Raw genomic sequence first — 16,280 nt, 5'->3', positions numbered from 1 at the left:
CCATAAACTGTGCTCACTAGAAGGTGTATTGAAGCAAAGTTTTTACATCAAATAAAGTAAAAAAATGCGAGTATTAAAATTTTCTTCTCATAGCATGGGGTAGCGTCAGGAAAATGCGGTTTTGCAAAGCTAAACCTATTTTCCTGACGATTACCCCTTCTTTATCCTTATGATGATATATGGTTTATTTTCCCCTAGGGTATTGACTTATTCCCCAAAGAGGGGTAGCGTCAGGAAAATGCGGATTTACAACGTTAAGGAAATTTCAATATCAAAAAGCCTAATTTCTCAATTAACTGTGAAGAAACTAGGCTTTTTTCATTTCTCAATTAAAGCGCCTGATTGTAGAATATAATTTTCTTGTTGAACAGTATTTTTGTACTGTGCAGTAAAGAAATTCTATGTATAATTAAAGGACCTTTCTTTACTTTTTTTATTTAGAGCTTTCCCTCTTTATACTATATTCACCATATCATGGGAAAAAATTGCTTGTCTCTAATCTGCATTTGTCTCGATCAATAATACATTCTTTTTTACCGATACTCTTTTTTGCCCTACGAATTTAATGACGTGAAACAATCCATTATGAAGCTCCCCCTCTTGGAGTAAAACTTCGCCCATAAAAAGAAGCATATACTGCTGGATTAATCGAAATAGAAGACCTTAACGAAGAAAAGGAAAGGACTGAATGGAAAAAATTATTGCCGATGTTAATACAGAAGCAAAAACCTGAGAAGTCGATTCAAAACATTAGGGATACTATTGATTCAATTCCACCCCAAGGCGCTGAACCATTACTACAAACTAGTGTAGAAAAAGTAGATGTTTATGGAGATTAAGGAAATAGAAATTGGACTTAACATAATTTAACGAACTTCTAATTAAAAAAACGAGATTCAATCTCGTTTTTTCTACTTTTTGTAATGTTTTTTACTATCCACTCAACTAAATGTTTTACTCCAGTCGTGAACAGCACTACCTTCTACGTACCTTTCTGCATCTAGATTCTGCCATACAACCTGTACCTGCGGCTGTAATGGCTTGCCGGTATTTTTTATCTTGAACATCCCCACATGCAAAAACTCCAGGAATATTCGTTTCTGTTGTTCCAGACTTAACATTGATATAACCCGTTTCATCGGTTTCAATTTGACCATTTAAAAAACCGGTATTAGGTGTATGTCCAATCGCTACAAATATCCCATCTGTTTGTATCACTTCATCTTCTCCAGACTCATTATTCTTCACTTTTAAACCTGTAACGCCATTCCCTCCTGCCAAAACTTCGATAGGTGTTTTATTTAATTCCCAAGTAATCTTTGTATTTTCTCTTGCGCGGTCCTGCATAATTTTTGAGGCTCGGAGTTCAGTCCTTCTATGCACGATAATGACTTCATTTGCAAATTTAGTTAAAAAACTTGCTTCCTCCATCGCAGAGTCCCCACCGCCTACAATAATTACCTTTTTTCCTCTAAAGAAGAATCCATCGCAGGTTGCACAGGTACTCACTCCTCGCCCGATGTTTTCCTTCTCTCCAGGAATATTTAAAAGTTTAGCTGAAGCACCTGTTGAAAGGATGAGAGACTCTGTTACAATTTCTGCTTTTCCGTTTACTTGTAAGGTATACGGTTTTTTCGAAAAATCAACGTTAGTTACCCATCCTCTTTTAAACTCAGCTCCAAAACGTTCTGCTTGTTTTCTCATATTATCCATGAGTTCTGGTCCCATAATGCCATTAATAAAACCAGGAAAGTTTTCAACTTCAGTTGTTAGTGTTAATTGGCCGCCTGGTTGATCTCCTTCTATAACAATTGGTTTCATATTTGCTCTTGCTAAATAAATAGCAGCTGTTAAACCTGCAGGACCCGTTCCTAAAATAACGACTTTTTCCACGATTATATCCTCCACTGATTTTAATATTTTACGATTATCTTATCCCATCTTTTCTTTATTTACCCAAGGAGTAAAATAAAACTAAAAGGTAGGAAGAGTTACTACACTAGCAATTCCATAACAATTAACCTAGTTCTCTAAACAGACCTTTATTACATATATATATTACTAGTGGATAACCAAAGAAAATAAAAAGATTGGTATGTAATGATATCCCTGTGTAAAATCTAGCCCCATAATAAGGAATAAATAAAAGGAAGTACGCCCCACATTGAGCATAAACTCCCTAATTAACAGATAGTGAGCCGTTAATCCAATATCACAATCCACCTCTGACTCGCAAGCTAGCTCCTTAATCTTTGTATAATGAATAACACTAACCGGGATCCATATTAGAGGTAAAGCAATTGCTGCCAATACATTAAAAATAATCAATGTTGAAAAACTCGGGAAAAATAAAAAAATAGTCATGACGGTCGCTAATATAGCACCTACATACGTTACCTTCATTCTACTTTTTACAAGTCGTGGACGGCTTATGAAAACAAGTGTTAAGATTCCTGTAATTGCAAATAATGTGTTTAACCATCCAACAATCGTTTCCTTCTGAACATATTGAAATAAGAGAATGCTGGATGCGAGTTGAATTATACTTTGAAAGAAACCAAAAGCCACTATAGAAACGAGAACAGCTTTATACTCCTTCCATATATCTTTATACCGTAAGGATGAAATATTGAAGTTGCTTTTATATTTTGGTGTAAATAAACTTATAATCACTTGAATAATCAACATAACAAATATTAATCGAAATGTTTCATTATAATCATAATAAAGAATTAAATAAGAAAATATTAATGGTGTTAAGACTGCGGTGATCCGGTTCATACCTTGCTCCATCCCCATAAAAAGTTGCCTATTTTCAGGGTTGGTTAATAATATTGAATAAAGATTAAATCCAGAATAATACAATCCTACAGCTGTACCATATAAAGTACCTAAAATGATAATATATCCTATTACATTCTCTTCTTTACTTATGAGTAATCCGAACACCGCTAGTAGAAAGGAAGAAGATAAAACAAACGTCATTCGACTATTCATCCACCTCATCGTATATGCCCCTATCATTGTTCCTATGAACACAGATACAAAAACCGAGGCATTGTATACTCCTATAGTAGAAAGACTTGCTCCTTGATTCCATAAAAAAATGTTTATATATAAGTTTGAAAAAGCTAACACACCTGAGAAGACGGTATTCATAAATAAAACAATAAAAATAGGATTTTTCATTATCAATTCACTCATTTCACGACTATTTTGTGTTATCTTCATGTCCGTTTTCTTTATTTTTCATGAATGTGTATACAAAATAGCCTCCACCAACAAAAATAACTACCCAAAAAATGGTCATAATTAATCCACCCATACCATAAAACATTATATTCTCCATTGTATTTTCCACTTGTATTCACCACCAAAAGAGTTGCTGAAGGCAACTCCAAAGTTATTTTATTCTCTTTTTTGCGCCACAAACTGAATAACATGTGACAAACCATTATGAAGTTCTCCTTCATTCCTTACAACCTCGCCCATAAAAAAGTGAACAATCCGCCAATCAAAAAAAACGCTTAAAAACTCTTCTGGTTTATAAAGTAGTTCTACGTTTTGTGGTCCTCCACTTTTGTATGGTAGCTGATAAACCGAATACACCTCTGAAATAAAATAACCACCTGGTTTAACTGCATCTTTAACACCTTCAAGTGTTTTTGTACGTAATGCCTCTGGAAAGTGACCAAAAATACAAATCAATTCATCCCACTGCTCTTTATCCCAGTTAGCTTCATTTAAGTCTACAAGCTTTGTTTGAACTGTTACATTTCTATCCTTGGCAAGCTTTTCTGTTTTAGCCAGTCCGGATTGCGCATAATCCCATGCAGTTACATTCATTCCTTGTTGCGCCAAGTAGACTGCATTTCTACCTTCTCCTTCAGCAATAGCCAATGCATCTCCTGATAGGTTTAATTTTTTATGGACATCCGCAAGAAATACGTTTGGATTAGTTCCATAAACATAATTCTCATTTTTAAATCGATCATTCCAGGAATTCATAGCTTGTTCTCCTTTGATTTAATTTTTTAGTCAATACTTTTTATTAATTGCTCCATCATTTCCTTATCCATCGGTCCGACAATTTTCTTTCGAACAATCCCCTGCGAATCAATTATATAACTTGTTGGGATCGTAAAAGCTTGATATGTTTCTCCTGTATCGCCTTTAGTATCAAGCAGTATTGGAAAAGTTAATCCATAATCTTTTACAAATTTTCCAATATCATTTGTGTTCTTTTCTGCAGTAGTTAAATTAACTGCTAAAATTTCTACATTTTCATTTTGTTGATCTAGATAAAATTCTTGCATATGAGGCATTTCAGCTTTACAAGGAGGACACCAAGTAGCCCAAAAATTTAAAATGACTTTCTTTCCTTTATAGTCAGACAGTTTTACTTCTCTTCCTTCTAAAGTCTGGAGTTGAAATTCAGGTGCCAAATTTCCTTCTTTTATTCCACTAATTAAATCATTATTTTCTATTCGATTGTTAAGGGAGGTTTCATCCATATTGTCTTTTTCTGAAAATGCATAGTCATATACTCCCCAACCTAAAAGACCAATCAAACCTACTAAGACGAGTATTTGTTTGTTCATAATCCCACTCCTTCAAAAATCGTGAATGTAGAGAGATAAGCACTGATCTTTTCCATTTGACCAGTGAATAATAACAATCCCATTATGATAAGGATTACTCCATTAACTAACGAAAGCTTTGGTAAAACCTTATTGATTCTTTTAATCACATTTAAAGAGTATGTCACAAGAAAAGATAACATGAGAAAAGGAATGCCTAGACCTAAGGCGTATATCCATAATAAAAACATGCCAGAATAAATCGTTTCAGTTGAACTAGCCAGTAATAAAATGGACGATAAAGCAAGTCCTACACAAGGTGTCCATCCTGATCCAAATGCTAAACCAAGGATAAATGATTTTAGAGAACTAGCTTTGGACTTCCTATTATAATCAAACCGTTTTTCAGTCATTAAAAACTTTATTTTAAACACACCAAGCATCTGTAACCCAAAAATAATGATGAGGAATCCCCCTATCATTTGAATTAATTTCTTATTATCTAAAAATATTTGTCCTACAACACTTGCTGAAGCTCCTAGTAACACAAATACAATACTAAATCCAAAGATAAAACTTATTGAACGAGAAAACAGGACACTCTTCTGGGTATTTACTTTTCCATCTTTTACTGAACCATCGGTTAAATGAGCAACATATGCAGGAATTAATGGAAACACACAAGGTGAAAAAAATGAAAGTACCCCTGCAGTTAATGCAAAAAATATTGTGATATTTTCCAATTCTTACCCACCTATCTTTCTACTGTAGTTTTCTATCCCAAAGGTAAAGAGACAAGATTATTAATCCTACAAAAAACCACTGCTCCATCGAGAAAATAAAAATCGTATTTTCATTGATTAGAACCAATGAGAGTATTATTTTGTAGAATGAAAATAAGACGATGACAGAAAAAAATGATTTATATGAGGATAGAATTTTTTGAACTAGAATGAGTATCAAATTAGTCAACGAATAAATGCCAAAAAGAACATGATAAATGAAATTATCCTCTACAAAGGTGGCGGATAAAAAGTGATAGACAGACAGCACTGAAAAACTAAATAGTAAGCCGTATTTCAAAGTAACTAGCATTGAAATATCTAATTTCCTTGCTTTATAAATAAAGTAGTAGATTGAAAAAATAATAGCTAAAATTAAGCCACTTCTTCCTCCTGTAAAATACAACAACGACAAAGGACTTTTTATTACTAATGAAGGTTCCGTAAGAAGTAAGCTACCTTTCCAAATAAAAAAGCCTAAAAACACGCTATTAGTTAATAAGTCAAATACTGCCTTATTATGTTCCCTATTCGGTAAGCGTAGGAGCAATACTTTTATAAAAACTATTCCAAATAGAATTGCCACTCCAAGAAGAAACCATTTAAGGAGAATCGTAAATGAACCGATTTGAATGATATCCATGGGTACCTCCAAAAAAATTGCTTGATGTTTACACAAAAAGGGGCTGTTTAGCCCCTCTTCTTAAAAGATTCTTTGAAACAAGACGATGACTCCTACCAGGAGCCAGACTAAAATCCCTGGTCATATGGGTGGGAAAAATGACCGTGATTTTTTGTTAGGAATTCCTCAACTACCTTTGCCACAGTTGTTATGATCTTTATTCATATTATCAGCCTACTCCATTACTTATTTTATAATTTCTCCCTGCCATTCTTGAATACCGCCACTTACACTTACAACATTACCATAACCATAGTCTTTTAAAATGTTTGCAGCTTGAAGACTTCGTTTCCCACTTCTGCACAATAGAACGATTTCCGCATCTTTAGAAAGACCTTTATAATCGGATTTTAATGTGCTTAGTGGAATGTTTTTCATCCCTTTAATATGACCTGCTTCATATTCATGGGGTTCACGCACATCAACAAAGATTATGTTACTTGATTTGGGATCCTGTAATTTTTGCTCCAACTCATTAATTGAAATTGTTTTAATGCTATTATTTTCAAACTGGGTATAGCCAAAATATAATACTAAAATGACAAGGGGTAGATATAATGCTATTGTTTTAATCTTCAAGGAAACTCCTGCTTTCAGATGTACTTATAGTGTAAGGACAATAAATTGCCCGCCACCCAATATGGTCTTGGTATAATCAATTTTGACATTATTAAAATATGGTTTACTTGTTTCATGTACTAAAAAACTTATGCCATCTTGTTCAATAATCTCATCATTTTCTAAAGCTGACTCTTCCAGAGCCAGACGAAGCTGAGGTCCCCCTCAACCAATGCCCATTGCAAGACGAATAAATGGTTTTTTTACATCTTTAACTTCTTGTTTTATTTTTGATATCGCAGCATCTGTAATTTTAATCAACGTTATTCCTCCTCAATATTTAAAAATGTACAAACAAATCCGCTGAAACTGCCTCATTTAAAACCCATTTAATGGGGACTTGCTCAGCTGGGTACTTAAATTGCGTATGGTCCTTTATATCTAAGTCCACCACATAAAATTTAACGCCAGATTCAACAGCTATCTCAAGTAAATCGTTAATTGAAGGTGCGTTAAAATCAGCTAGAGCATTAGACAAGTATTCAATTCCATCCGATGGAATAGGAATGTATTTTTGATCTAAAATGTTTACTCCTTTTCGTGAGAAGGCTAAGATCACATCAGCCCCGGATGAAGCAGCTCCAACAGCAACATTTAAAGGTGGGTAAGCAGACTCTAATTCATCATGAAGTGCTAAAACGACAACTTTTTTCGTATTCATGTTTAGTCCCCCTCTTAAAAACTTAAAACAGCATCAGCTTGGTAGGCTGTTTCTAAAAAGGTAACAACGCCCGCGAGTTCTGCCCCTTCTATTAATTCCAAACCATCAGCAATTAACACATTCATTTGACAACCATACAATTTAATTCCCGCATTTAAAGCCAAGTTAAAAAGTAAGGATAGATCTACTCCATGTGTTCTCGTCATTCTTTTTAAATAACGTTTATCTAAAACACGCGCTCCATCAAGATCAAAAAATATGGCGACTTCATTTTTTTGTTCAACCATTTCGATTGATTTCTTCAACACATAGGGAACATTTGAGCTTAACGATACAAAATAAACAAATTTCTTGTTCGTCATTATAACCCCTTCTTTCAAACCTACTATGAATACACTTTATTTTCCCCTGTTTTTACAAAATATCTAACCAAATCTTAACGGCAGTAGCTCCAATTAATAACGCTAAAATGACTTGCAACACTTTGGTATTTACTTTTTTTCCAGCCATTGCACCCAATGGGGAAGCAATTAAACTTGCAACGATCATAATAAAAGCTGGGAAGTAGTCAATTTGTCCGGTCGTAATTTTACCTACTGTCGCTCCGATTGATGAAATAAACGTAATCGCTAGAGAAGAAGCGATCGTCATTCTTGTTGGAATTTTTAATACCACTAACATGATTGGCACTAATAAAAAGGCTCCTGCTGCTCCAACGATCCCAGCCCCCACCCCTACAATAAGGGCTAATAGTGCTGCAAGCCATTTGTTAAATTTCACCTGATCTAATGGAATGTCGTCTATTCCCTTTTTCGGAATAAACATCATCACTGCTGCAATTAAGGCTAATATCCCATAAATTAAATTAATGCCTCCTTCAGACATTAACTTTGATCCAAATCCTCCAACAAAACTACCCACTAAAATACTAGCACCCATATACATAATTAACGTTTTATTTAAATATCCACCTTTTCGGTAAGCCCAAACTCCACCAATAGTTGCAAAGAATACTTGAATCGCACTTATGCCTGAAACTTCATGTGCAGTAAATGCTGCTAAGCCAAATAACGGTGGAATATATAATAACATTGGGTATTTAATAATAGACCCGCCGATTCCTAACATTCCTGAAACATATGATCCAATAAATCCTATTAAGAAAATCGTAATGATGAATCCAAAATCCATGGTGTTACCTCCTTTTGAAAAAAGGGAACCCTACATAGGCTCCCCTTATTTTTTAACCTTTTTTAATCCAAAATTTAAATACATCATTTTCTTCTTCATGCTTAATTAGTTCATGACCACCAGATTTTGCCCAAGCTGTTAGGTCGTTTTTAGCACCTTTATCAGTAGCATGAATTTCTAGAATTTCACCTGATGCTAATTCATTGATTGCCTTTTTTGTTTTTACAATTGGCATTGGACATGCTAATCCTTTTGCGTCTAATACTTTAGTTGCTTCCATTTCGTTATTCCTCCTAAAATAAGTTTTTATCGAACCGCACAACGGTTTGGTCCAATTTCCATTTCACGTTGTTTTTCATCATCTGGGTTAATTTTCCCCATGTTAGTTTCACGAATTTCTTGATACGCATTTGGTTGTGGTGGTAGGTTTTCTGTTACTAATTTTCTGAATTCATTTTCGTCCTCGATGTTTAGACCATGATTTTTTGCAAATAGTGTCCCTAATTTTTCTGATACACTACCATCGTCATTCAATTCATCAATGATCATAAAGTGCGCTGGTAGAACAACTAGTTCTTCTGAAAGCTCTCTGTAACGGATGTACAAACTTTCTCTTAAATCTGCTACCCAGTCTTCTGCCATCCCAGCTAAGTCTGGTCTGCCGATTGAATCGATGAATAGGATATCACCTGATAATAAGAACTGAGAATCCACAACAAACGATGTAGAACCAATTGTGTGACCTGGAGAATACAGGGCATGAATATCGATGGCAGTATTTCCGATTGTTACCACATTTCCATCTTCTAAAGGCTTATACTCAAATGTGACTTCTGTTGCATCCTTTGGTGGTAACCAATACGTAGCACCTGTTCTCTCAGCAATGACTCTTCCACCAGAAATGTGGTCAGCATGAAGATGCGTATCAAATACATGCGTAATTTTTGCACCAATTTCTTTTGCAAAATCAAGATAAATATCAGTCATACGAGTTGCATCGATGATAGCTGCTTCCCCATTTGAGACGACCATGTAAGATAGGCAGCCCTTACCGATACGAACGAACTGATACACTTCACCTCCATCGTTTAAGTCCCCGACCTTCACAGGCTCTAAGTACTCACTCCACGCTTTCATCCCACCTTGCAGGTAAGAAGCCGTTAATCCTTGTTCTGATAACATCTCTGCCACCATTAATGAAGATCCTTCTTTTGCACAAACGACTAAAACTTCTTGATTAGCCGGGATTTTATCTAAGATTCCTTCCACTCCATCCAGTAACTCGAAATACGGAATATTATAATAGTCGAAGTTTTCTCCTTCAATTTTCCAATCTTGAAAGTCACTTTCATTACGAACGTCTAGAATAAATAATGGTTCTTTATTAAATACTTTTTTTGTTACTTCTTTTGAAGTCATAGCCTTTACAGTCATATCATTTTACCCCCTATGGTATATTTAAATTCAAAAAAATAATTAATTTTTATTAAAACGTAAGAGTTACATCTGCATCTTTTGCAAATTCTAAAAAGGTTACAGCTCCACCCACTTCAATTCCATCCACAAATGCTTCCTTTTCTAATCCCATCACATCCATTGTCATTTGGCAACCAATGAATTTGACACCCATTTCTTGTGCCATTGCCACTAACTCAGGTATAGCTGGTACGTTTGCTTTTGCAAACCCTTCAGCAAAATGCTCTTTCCCCTCTGGCATTGGTAGTTGTGTGTATGCCTCTTTATGAATTAAGTTTAATCCTTCAAATGTAAAGAATATGGCAACTTCCTGATCAGATGCTGCTGCAGCTGTTGCGATATTAAAAACTTTATATGCATCAAATAATCCACCATTACTTGCTATAATTGCTACTTTACTCATTCTTAATTCCTCCTAGTTTCTTAATGCTAGCATTATATTATTTGGATCATAACCAACAACCCACTTGCCATTTACCTCTGTTTGAGGCACACCCAGTTGTCCGGTCTTTGCGACTAGTTGGTTCATAATCTCTGGGTTTTCTTCAACATTTACCTCTTTAAAAGGTATAGTTTGATCTGCCAAAAAGTTCTTTAGCATAACACAATACGGACAGCGTGTGGTTGTGTATACCGTTACTGTGCTCATATCAAATTTCCCCTCCTTATTTATTTAAACTATTGGTTTTGCCTGACCAAGCACTCATCCCTGGCACAACATTAATCACATTTGCAAAACCTTTTTCAGCTAATTTTTGAGCTGCGAGATCACTACGGTTTCCAGTTCGACACACCACATAAATCTCATCAGCTGTATTAAGCTCTGAAAGACGATCCTCTAACTCTCCTAACGGAATAGAGATGGCGTTTGGAATATGGTTGAATGCGTACTCCGCTGCTTCTCTAACATCGAGAACAACAATATTCTCGTTAACATCTAGTTTTTTCTCCAACTCTTCATTGCTTGTGATGTTAGGATGTTTTCTTTCAATTGTTCCATCATTGGAAGATTTTCTAAGGTAATGCTTTAACACATCTCCTTGTTCAATTGTGCCTAGATACTGATGTCCAGCGCTTTTTGCCCATGCTTCAAGGTCAGCTTTTGACCCTTTATCTGTTGCTTGAACCTCTAAGACTTGACCAGATTGTAACTCATTCATTGCCTTTTTTGTTTTGACGATAGGCATTGGGCAAGCTAGGCCCTTTGCATCTAATAAAAGATCTGTTTTTAATGAATTCATAATATAAAAACCTCCTGTTTATTACCCTTACGAGTATATTGACTTCTAAAAAAAATCACCTTATTTTGTTTCGCCTTCCCACGCAAGCATTCCGCCTGTCATGTTGGTTACCTTAAACCCATGACTTTCAAGAAATTGACAGGCGCGACCACTACGTGCACCAGAACGACAAACCATGATATAGTCTTGAGACTTATCTAATTCATGCATACGGAATTCTAATAACCCTAGTGGAATGTGGATCGCTCCTGGGATTTTCCCAGTTTCAACTTCATCCACTTCACGAACATCAATCAAGTTTAATGGTTGACCTTCTACTAACGATGTTTCCACTTCTTTTGCTGTTAGTTGTTTCATTTTCTCTCCTCCTTTTTATCTCCAGGCACTCATACCACCTTTTACATTTGTCACGTTCGTAAATCCTAATTTTTTTAATATTTTAGTAGCATTTTGACTTCTCATTCCACTTTGACAAATAACAACTACTTCTTTGTCTTTTGATAGTTCCTTCTCCGCTTTTTGCGCAAGTTGTTGGAGTGGGAGATTTTTAAATCCTTTAATGTTTCTTCCCTTAAACTCCCCAGGAGTACGTACATCAACAAATTGTTTATTCCTATCTTTTAATTCATTCTTTAAATCTGTTGTTGAAATCTGTCTAACACCTTTAGCCGGGATGATTCGTTTAATGATAAATAACAGAAAGAGTCCAATGATTAAATAATTTAGATATTCCAAACTTACTCCCTCCTTTTATGTAGGGGATAATCCCCCTAACGTGTTTAGATAAATAGGTTTACATTTCCATCTTCTGCATCAGCTAAATATGCAGCTACACCTGCATACTCGATATTATCTAAAAGTTCTTCTTTTTGAAGTCCTAATAAATCCATTGTCATCGTACAAGCAACGAGCTTAACATCTTGTTCTTTTGCCATTTCAATTAAGTCTGAAAGTGGCATTGCATTATGCTTTTTCATTACATCTTTAATCATTTTAGGACCGAAACCTGCAAAGTGCATTTTTGACAGACCCATTTTTTCAGCACCTCTTGGCATCATTTTGCCAAACATCTTTTCCATGAAACCTTTTTTCACTTCAATATCTTCATCCTTACGTAGAGCATTTAATCCCCAAAATGTGTGGAAAATAGTTACTTCATGATCATAGGCAGCTGCCCCGTTTGCAATAATATAAGCAGCCATTGCTTTATCATAATCACCACTAAATAATACGATTGTTGTTTTTTTTGTTTCTGTCATGTTTGTTCCTCCTCTTGTTGTTTACCCATTAGGGTATTTTTCTGTATAAAAAATTTTCCTTTTACCTTTACCCCTATGGGTATAATATTATTAAAAATAAAAGAGAGTGTCAACCCCTTTATTTCTATCTACTTCTTACAAGCAGATTGACAGCTTCTTTTAATAGTTCTTCTGTATTTTTCTCACCAATTTCTTCGGCGTTACGAACACATTCCACTAAATTTGAACTGACGACAACTCCAATCGTCCGATCAATCGCTGTTCTTGCTGCAGACAACTGAGTAATAACATCTTTGCAGTCTTTATTTTCTTCCATCATTCTCAAAATTCCTCTAAGTTGTCCTTCAATGCGCTTTACTCTGTTTTTCATTTGGTCGTTGTATTCCATCTGTTTTCCCCCTTAACAATAACTTTCTTTATTTAATTGATTTTCCTTTAATACTGTTTGTGTTTGATTTGTAATTAAATAGCCAACGACCTTAAAATCTCTTTTGCGTAAGAAACGAATCGCTAGATTCCTTTCAAGGCGGTTTGATGCCACTACAATCAAGTCACTTTTTGGGATTTCTGAATAAAACCTATTAAGGTATGCCACTGGAACATTGATGGCTCTTTCTATTGGGCTGTTATGAGACTCAATATAATCTCTTACATCTACGACTATTGATGTTCCCATATCAACGTGATTAGTTATATTTTCAACCCTAAAAACGGGAAAATGTCTTTTAAAAAGAGCAACAATAATGGCACTCATTATTATAGCAACTATCATATGCTGTCTCCTTTACTAATAAAAAAAGGAATGTCTTACAACGTTTATATTATACCCATTAGGGTATATTGTCAATACCTTTAAATTTATTTCTTTTTAACTTTGTAAGAATAATTTTGATTTATCAGATACCCTTCTTTTATTTGTGGATATATACCATTGATAACAAAAAATGAAGATTAGAAATATATCGATCACATCTCCACCATAATACATTAGCACTCCACCCATCTCGGCTTGGGAAATTGGTACACTCTTTGGGGGATGGGCATAAATATACTTTGATAGAATACCGTGGATGCCTGAGGCGATTATTAAAACAATAGAACGATAGAGGAAACTTGTTCTATGGGCAACTGGATCAATATAGATCATGGATACTGTAAAAAGGTATCCTGCTATGAATACATGAACGTGTATAAAGACATAAAGATATAAATTCCCGTGCATTTGTGCGTATAAGTCCGTTGTATAGAGTACCCATAGTCCTCCAATATTTAGAAGCGATGCGATAAAAGGATCACTTACAATGCGGACCGGGTAACTTTTTAATATCTGTGTAAACCGTCGTGCTAATTTCACAGACAGAGTTCTTAAAAAAAGCGTCATCGGTGCAGAAAGCGCAATAAGTAGAGGTCCTAACATCCCAAGAAATAAATGACCTAGCATGTGTATTTTAAGATCCATATGGGCTTGTTCAGCTACCGGTCCCACTACAGCAAGTGCTACAAACAGAACCCCTAAAAGCCAAGATAACGTTCGGTATGGCGACCATTTTTTATGCTTTCGATTGGATAAAACAACTCCCATTATATAAAGAATAATCATTAACACAAATACCAAAATGAAGAAATAATCTAAATAACTATAACCGGAACTATCAATGTGATTGTGATCCACTAAGAATTTCCTCCCCTTGGGATAATTGCTTTCTTGTGCGAAATACGAGAATCACCCCAACAATAATGAGTGCTACAGCAACTAAATTCCACACTAAGTCGTAAGGAAGTATTTCTACATTGTAACGAATCTGATGTATTCTCATGAACTTGTGTTGGATGATACCATCATACAAATTAAAGCCTCCAGCCCCAAGCAATATTCCTCCCCACCATCTTGCAAGCCAAAAAGCATTTCTGCGGCGAAGGTCTGCAAACATAAAAGCTGAAAAGATGGTCGCAAACCAACTAAAAGCATGAAACAGACCATCCGAAACTAGTCCAATATCAGTTGTTGATTTATCATAGAAGTGATGCCAGTGTAGTAGTTGATGAAAAACCGTTTCATCAATAAAAGCTACAAGACCAAGCCCAAATAAAAAGCCACCAAATAAATTGCGATTCGCAAAAATAAACTTTTGTTTTGAGTTTTTAATAATATTCATCCATTTCCCTCCTATATGTTCATATTTAATTATTTTGTCCATTCAACCATTACTTTTAAACAATAGGTGATGAAGAAGGATTTTGATTCTGTTTTCATAATAAAAGAACACTCATAAAGTCACGAGTGTTCTATAAAAAATAACCCAATATCAGCTTTTATTTAGTATCTTCTTTAATGCTTCCTTCTCTTCAAATATTTCTGTTGCAGTCCTAACGCCAAGTCTCCTTATCAGTGGTAATGGAGGACACCACCCCTGTAAAGAATGTTGGATCATAAATACACTTGTTATTCCTGACAATGCCATCCATTTTTTATTGCTTAATAATCCAAGTAAAGATGATATCAATACAATTGATGCAAAGTTAAGTTCTAAAACTCTTTCGGTATCCCATTCATAATTTAATTCTTTAATACGTTTATCTATTTCTTTTTCAGTTTTCCCGTAGTAATTGTTGATATTATGTGCAGTTTTTCGTTCTATATCATTATTGATTCTATCATCTGTGTTTAACTTTACTTTAGTCGTAGTTGGTGGAAATAGATCTCTCATACATTCCCATCCTCTCGTTGATTGGTATATAAACCCATTGAGTTTTTTAAATAAATCTTCTACAATACCTAGTATAACAATAGGAATTAATGGGTATAGGAGGAACCTAATATGAAACGTTTTTTCAAATCTTTTTTCAATGAAAAATGCCCTACTTGTAATAAAAATTTAGTCAGCGATAAAACGAACTCATTACTCTCAATTGTAATCAAATCATGTCCAGATAATCATTTTCAAAAGGAATATCATCCTGCACTTGAGACATACGTTGAAAGTAATAAGGTCTCTTAAAATAAAATATCAGACCAAATTTTAATTGAAGTAGCTAATATGAGTAATGCCAAAATCCATTGTAGGATTTTGGTATTTATTTTTTTACCAAAATTAGCACCAAGTGGCGAAGCGATTAGGCTTGCTACAACCATGATTAACGCTGGATAATATTCGACTTGACCTGTTGTAATTTTCCCAACAGTTGCACCAATAGACGAGATAAACGTAATAGCTAAAGAGGTCGCTATCGTCATTCTAGTTGGAATTTTCAGCACTACGAGCATGATAGGAACTAAAATGAACGCACCAGCAGCACCAACAATTCCCGCACCCACCCCAACAATTAATGCAAGAACAGCTGCGAGCCATTTATTAAACTTCACCTGATCATGTGGGATCTCATCGATTCCTTTTTTAGGTAAGAACATCATCACAACGGCGATTAAAGCTAGAATTCCATATACAATGTTAATTCCACTTTCGGTCATGAGCTTTGAGCCATATCCACCAATAAAACTACCAATTAATATGGCAACACCCATGTATATAATTAACGTTTTATTCAAGTACCCTCCTTTTCTATAAGCCCATACTCCCCCTATTGTGGCGAAAAAAACTTGTACGGCGCTAATTCCAGATACCTCATGTGCACTAAATGCAGCTAATCCAAACAGTGGTGGAATGTATAAAAGCATGGGATATTTAATAATCGATCCACCAATTCCTACCATTCCGGATATGAAGGATCCAATAAAACCGATAAGGAATATAACCACGATAAATCCAATATCCACTTTCTTTTTCCTCCA

General features: G+C 35.0%; 26 protein-coding genes and 1 pseudogene. 1 reads left to right on the top strand and 26 read right to left on the bottom strand.

Annotated elements, in window-relative coordinates:
• Nucleotides 1-495: 495 nt before the first annotated feature.
• The 25 genes and pseudogenes from ACWNMZ_RS20860 to ACWNMZ_RS20740 all read right to left on the bottom strand — a co-directional run bounded on the left by ACWNMZ_RS20860 (nucleotide 496) and on the right by ACWNMZ_RS20740 (nucleotide 15,198).
• Entirely contained in the window at nucleotides 496-621 is a 126-nt protein-coding gene (locus tag ACWNMZ_RS20860; protein WP_449598867.1) for a hypothetical protein, read from the bottom strand.
• 320 nt (nucleotides 622-941) lie between these two features.
• Nucleotides 942-1,893, bottom strand: a pseudogene (gene trxB / locus ACWNMZ_RS20855) (thioredoxin-disulfide reductase).
• 168 nt (nucleotides 1,894-2,061) lie between these two features.
• On the bottom strand, nucleotides 2,062-3,231 hold the full coding sequence (locus ACWNMZ_RS20850; protein ID WP_016204384.1) for an MFS transporter: 1,170 nt from the start codon (nucleotides 3,229-3,231) through the stop codon (nucleotides 2,062-2,064).
• Entirely contained in the window at nucleotides 3,212-3,361 is a 150-nt protein-coding gene (locus ACWNMZ_RS20845) for an SHOCT domain-containing protein (RefSeq protein WP_019380829.1), read from the bottom strand. Before ACWNMZ_RS20845 ends, ACWNMZ_RS20850 begins: the two co-directional genes overlap by 20 nt.
• Before the next feature lie 47 nt (nucleotides 3,362-3,408).
• A complete protein-coding gene (locus ACWNMZ_RS20840) occupies nucleotides 3,409-4,008 on the bottom strand; it encodes a class I SAM-dependent methyltransferase (RefSeq protein WP_016204385.1) in 600 nt (199 codons plus the stop codon).
• 26 nt (nucleotides 4,009-4,034) lie between these two features.
• Entirely contained in the window at nucleotides 4,035-4,601 is a 567-nt protein-coding gene (locus ACWNMZ_RS20835) for a peroxiredoxin family protein (RefSeq protein WP_016204386.1), read from the bottom strand.
• The gene (locus ACWNMZ_RS20830) at nucleotides 4,598-5,323 is read right to left on the bottom strand and encodes a cytochrome c biogenesis CcdA family protein (RefSeq protein ID WP_019380828.1); all 726 of its coding nucleotides are present in this window, start codon (nucleotides 5,321-5,323) and stop codon (nucleotides 4,598-4,600) included. Before ACWNMZ_RS20830 ends, ACWNMZ_RS20835 begins: the two co-directional genes overlap by 4 nt.
• Before the next feature lie 19 nt (nucleotides 5,324-5,342).
• Nucleotides 5,343-6,005, bottom strand: coding sequence for a hypothetical protein (locus ACWNMZ_RS20825; protein WP_016204387.1), 663 nt, complete (start codon nucleotides 6,003-6,005; stop codon nucleotides 5,343-5,345).
• 225 nt (nucleotides 6,006-6,230) lie between these two features.
• On the bottom strand, nucleotides 6,231-6,623 hold the full coding sequence (locus ACWNMZ_RS20820) for a rhodanese-like domain-containing protein (RefSeq protein ID WP_019380827.1): 393 nt from the start codon (nucleotides 6,621-6,623) through the stop codon (nucleotides 6,231-6,233).
• Between the two features lie 319 nt (nucleotides 6,624-6,942).
• A complete protein-coding gene (locus tag ACWNMZ_RS20815) occupies nucleotides 6,943-7,323 on the bottom strand; it encodes a peroxiredoxin family protein (protein WP_016204390.1) in 381 nt (126 codons plus the stop codon).
• A gap of 14 nt (nucleotides 7,324-7,337) precedes the next feature.
• A complete protein-coding gene (locus ACWNMZ_RS20810; RefSeq protein WP_016204391.1) occupies nucleotides 7,338-7,685 on the bottom strand; it encodes a DsrE/DsrF/DrsH-like family protein in 348 nt (115 codons plus the stop codon).
• 52 nt (nucleotides 7,686-7,737) lie between these two features.
• Nucleotides 7,738-8,514, bottom strand: coding sequence for a sulfite exporter TauE/SafE family protein (locus tag ACWNMZ_RS20805; protein ID WP_016204392.1), 777 nt, complete (start codon nucleotides 8,512-8,514; stop codon nucleotides 7,738-7,740).
• Between the two features lie 52 nt (nucleotides 8,515-8,566).
• Nucleotides 8,567-8,794, bottom strand: coding sequence for a sulfurtransferase TusA family protein (locus ACWNMZ_RS20800; protein ID WP_016204393.1), 228 nt, complete (start codon nucleotides 8,792-8,794; stop codon nucleotides 8,567-8,569).
• Nucleotides 8,795-8,820: 26 nt separating this feature from the next.
• Nucleotides 8,821-9,948, bottom strand: a complete 1,128-nt coding sequence (locus tag ACWNMZ_RS20795; RefSeq protein WP_016204394.1) for an MBL fold metallo-hydrolase — start codon at nucleotides 9,946-9,948, stop codon at nucleotides 8,821-8,823.
• Between the two features lie 52 nt (nucleotides 9,949-10,000).
• Nucleotides 10,001-10,393: a DsrE/DsrF/DrsH-like family protein gene (locus ACWNMZ_RS20790; RefSeq protein WP_016204395.1), complete on the bottom strand. Its 393-nt coding sequence runs from the start codon at nucleotides 10,391-10,393 to the stop codon at nucleotides 10,001-10,003.
• A gap of 12 nt (nucleotides 10,394-10,405) precedes the next feature.
• Nucleotides 10,406-10,639 (bottom strand): glutaredoxin family protein, encoded by a 234-nt coding sequence (locus ACWNMZ_RS20785; protein ID WP_016204396.1) that lies wholly within the window; start codon nucleotides 10,637-10,639, stop codon nucleotides 10,406-10,408.
• Between the two features lie 16 nt (nucleotides 10,640-10,655).
• Nucleotides 10,656-11,231, bottom strand: coding sequence for a sulfurtransferase TusA family protein (locus ACWNMZ_RS20780; protein WP_016204397.1), 576 nt, complete (start codon nucleotides 11,229-11,231; stop codon nucleotides 10,656-10,658).
• Nucleotides 11,232-11,291: 60 nt separating this feature from the next.
• Nucleotides 11,292-11,588: a rhodanese-like domain-containing protein gene (locus tag ACWNMZ_RS20775; RefSeq protein WP_016204398.1), complete on the bottom strand. Its 297-nt coding sequence runs from the start codon at nucleotides 11,586-11,588 to the stop codon at nucleotides 11,292-11,294.
• Nucleotides 11,589-11,603: 15 nt separating this feature from the next.
• Entirely contained in the window at nucleotides 11,604-11,966 is a 363-nt protein-coding gene (locus ACWNMZ_RS20770) for a rhodanese-like domain-containing protein (protein WP_016204399.1), read from the bottom strand.
• Between the two features lie 44 nt (nucleotides 11,967-12,010).
• Nucleotides 12,011-12,490, bottom strand: coding sequence for a DsrE/DsrF/DrsH-like family protein (locus tag ACWNMZ_RS20765; protein ID WP_016204400.1), 480 nt, complete (start codon nucleotides 12,488-12,490; stop codon nucleotides 12,011-12,013).
• 124 nt (nucleotides 12,491-12,614) lie between these two features.
• Entirely contained in the window at nucleotides 12,615-12,878 is a 264-nt protein-coding gene (locus tag ACWNMZ_RS20760) for a metal-sensitive transcriptional regulator (protein ID WP_016204401.1), read from the bottom strand.
• A gap of 12 nt (nucleotides 12,879-12,890) precedes the next feature.
• The gene (locus tag ACWNMZ_RS20755; protein ID WP_016204402.1) at nucleotides 12,891-13,262 is read right to left on the bottom strand and encodes a rhodanese-like domain-containing protein; all 372 of its coding nucleotides are present in this window, start codon (nucleotides 13,260-13,262) and stop codon (nucleotides 12,891-12,893) included.
• A 96-nt stretch (nucleotides 13,263-13,358) separates the two neighbouring features.
• On the bottom strand, nucleotides 13,359-14,162 hold the full coding sequence (locus ACWNMZ_RS20750) for a cytochrome c oxidase assembly protein (protein ID WP_016204403.1): 804 nt from the start codon (nucleotides 14,160-14,162) through the stop codon (nucleotides 13,359-13,361).
• Nucleotides 14,143-14,646 carry a DUF2243 domain-containing protein gene (locus ACWNMZ_RS20745; RefSeq protein WP_016204404.1) on the bottom strand — a complete coding sequence of 168 codons (504 nt, stop codon included), beginning with the start codon at nucleotides 14,644-14,646 and terminating at the stop codon, nucleotides 14,143-14,145. The genes ACWNMZ_RS20750 and ACWNMZ_RS20745 overlap by 20 nt, the downstream gene beginning before the upstream one ends.
• Nucleotides 14,647-14,796: 150 nt before the next feature.
• Nucleotides 14,797-15,198: a DUF2892 domain-containing protein gene (locus ACWNMZ_RS20740; protein WP_016204405.1), complete on the bottom strand. Its 402-nt coding sequence runs from the start codon at nucleotides 15,196-15,198 to the stop codon at nucleotides 14,797-14,799.
• Between the two features lie 111 nt (nucleotides 15,199-15,309).
• On the opposite strand from ACWNMZ_RS20740, the gene ACWNMZ_RS20735 reads away from it, so the two are divergent.
• Entirely contained in the window at nucleotides 15,310-15,489 is a 180-nt protein-coding gene (locus ACWNMZ_RS20735) for a hypothetical protein (protein WP_016204406.1), read from the top strand.
• Here ACWNMZ_RS20735 and ACWNMZ_RS20730 read toward each other — a convergent pair.
• A complete protein-coding gene (locus ACWNMZ_RS20730) occupies nucleotides 15,486-16,265 on the bottom strand; it encodes a sulfite exporter TauE/SafE family protein (RefSeq protein ID WP_019380822.1) in 780 nt (259 codons plus the stop codon). The two genes, ACWNMZ_RS20735 and ACWNMZ_RS20730, sit on opposite strands and share 4 nt — an antisense overlap.
• Nucleotides 16,266-16,280 lie beyond the last annotated feature (15 nt).

This window comes from Niallia sp. Marseille-Q9988, assembly GCF_976954375.1.
Note: the sequence above shows the minus strand (reverse complement) of the source record. Positions and strands in the feature narration are given on the sequence as shown.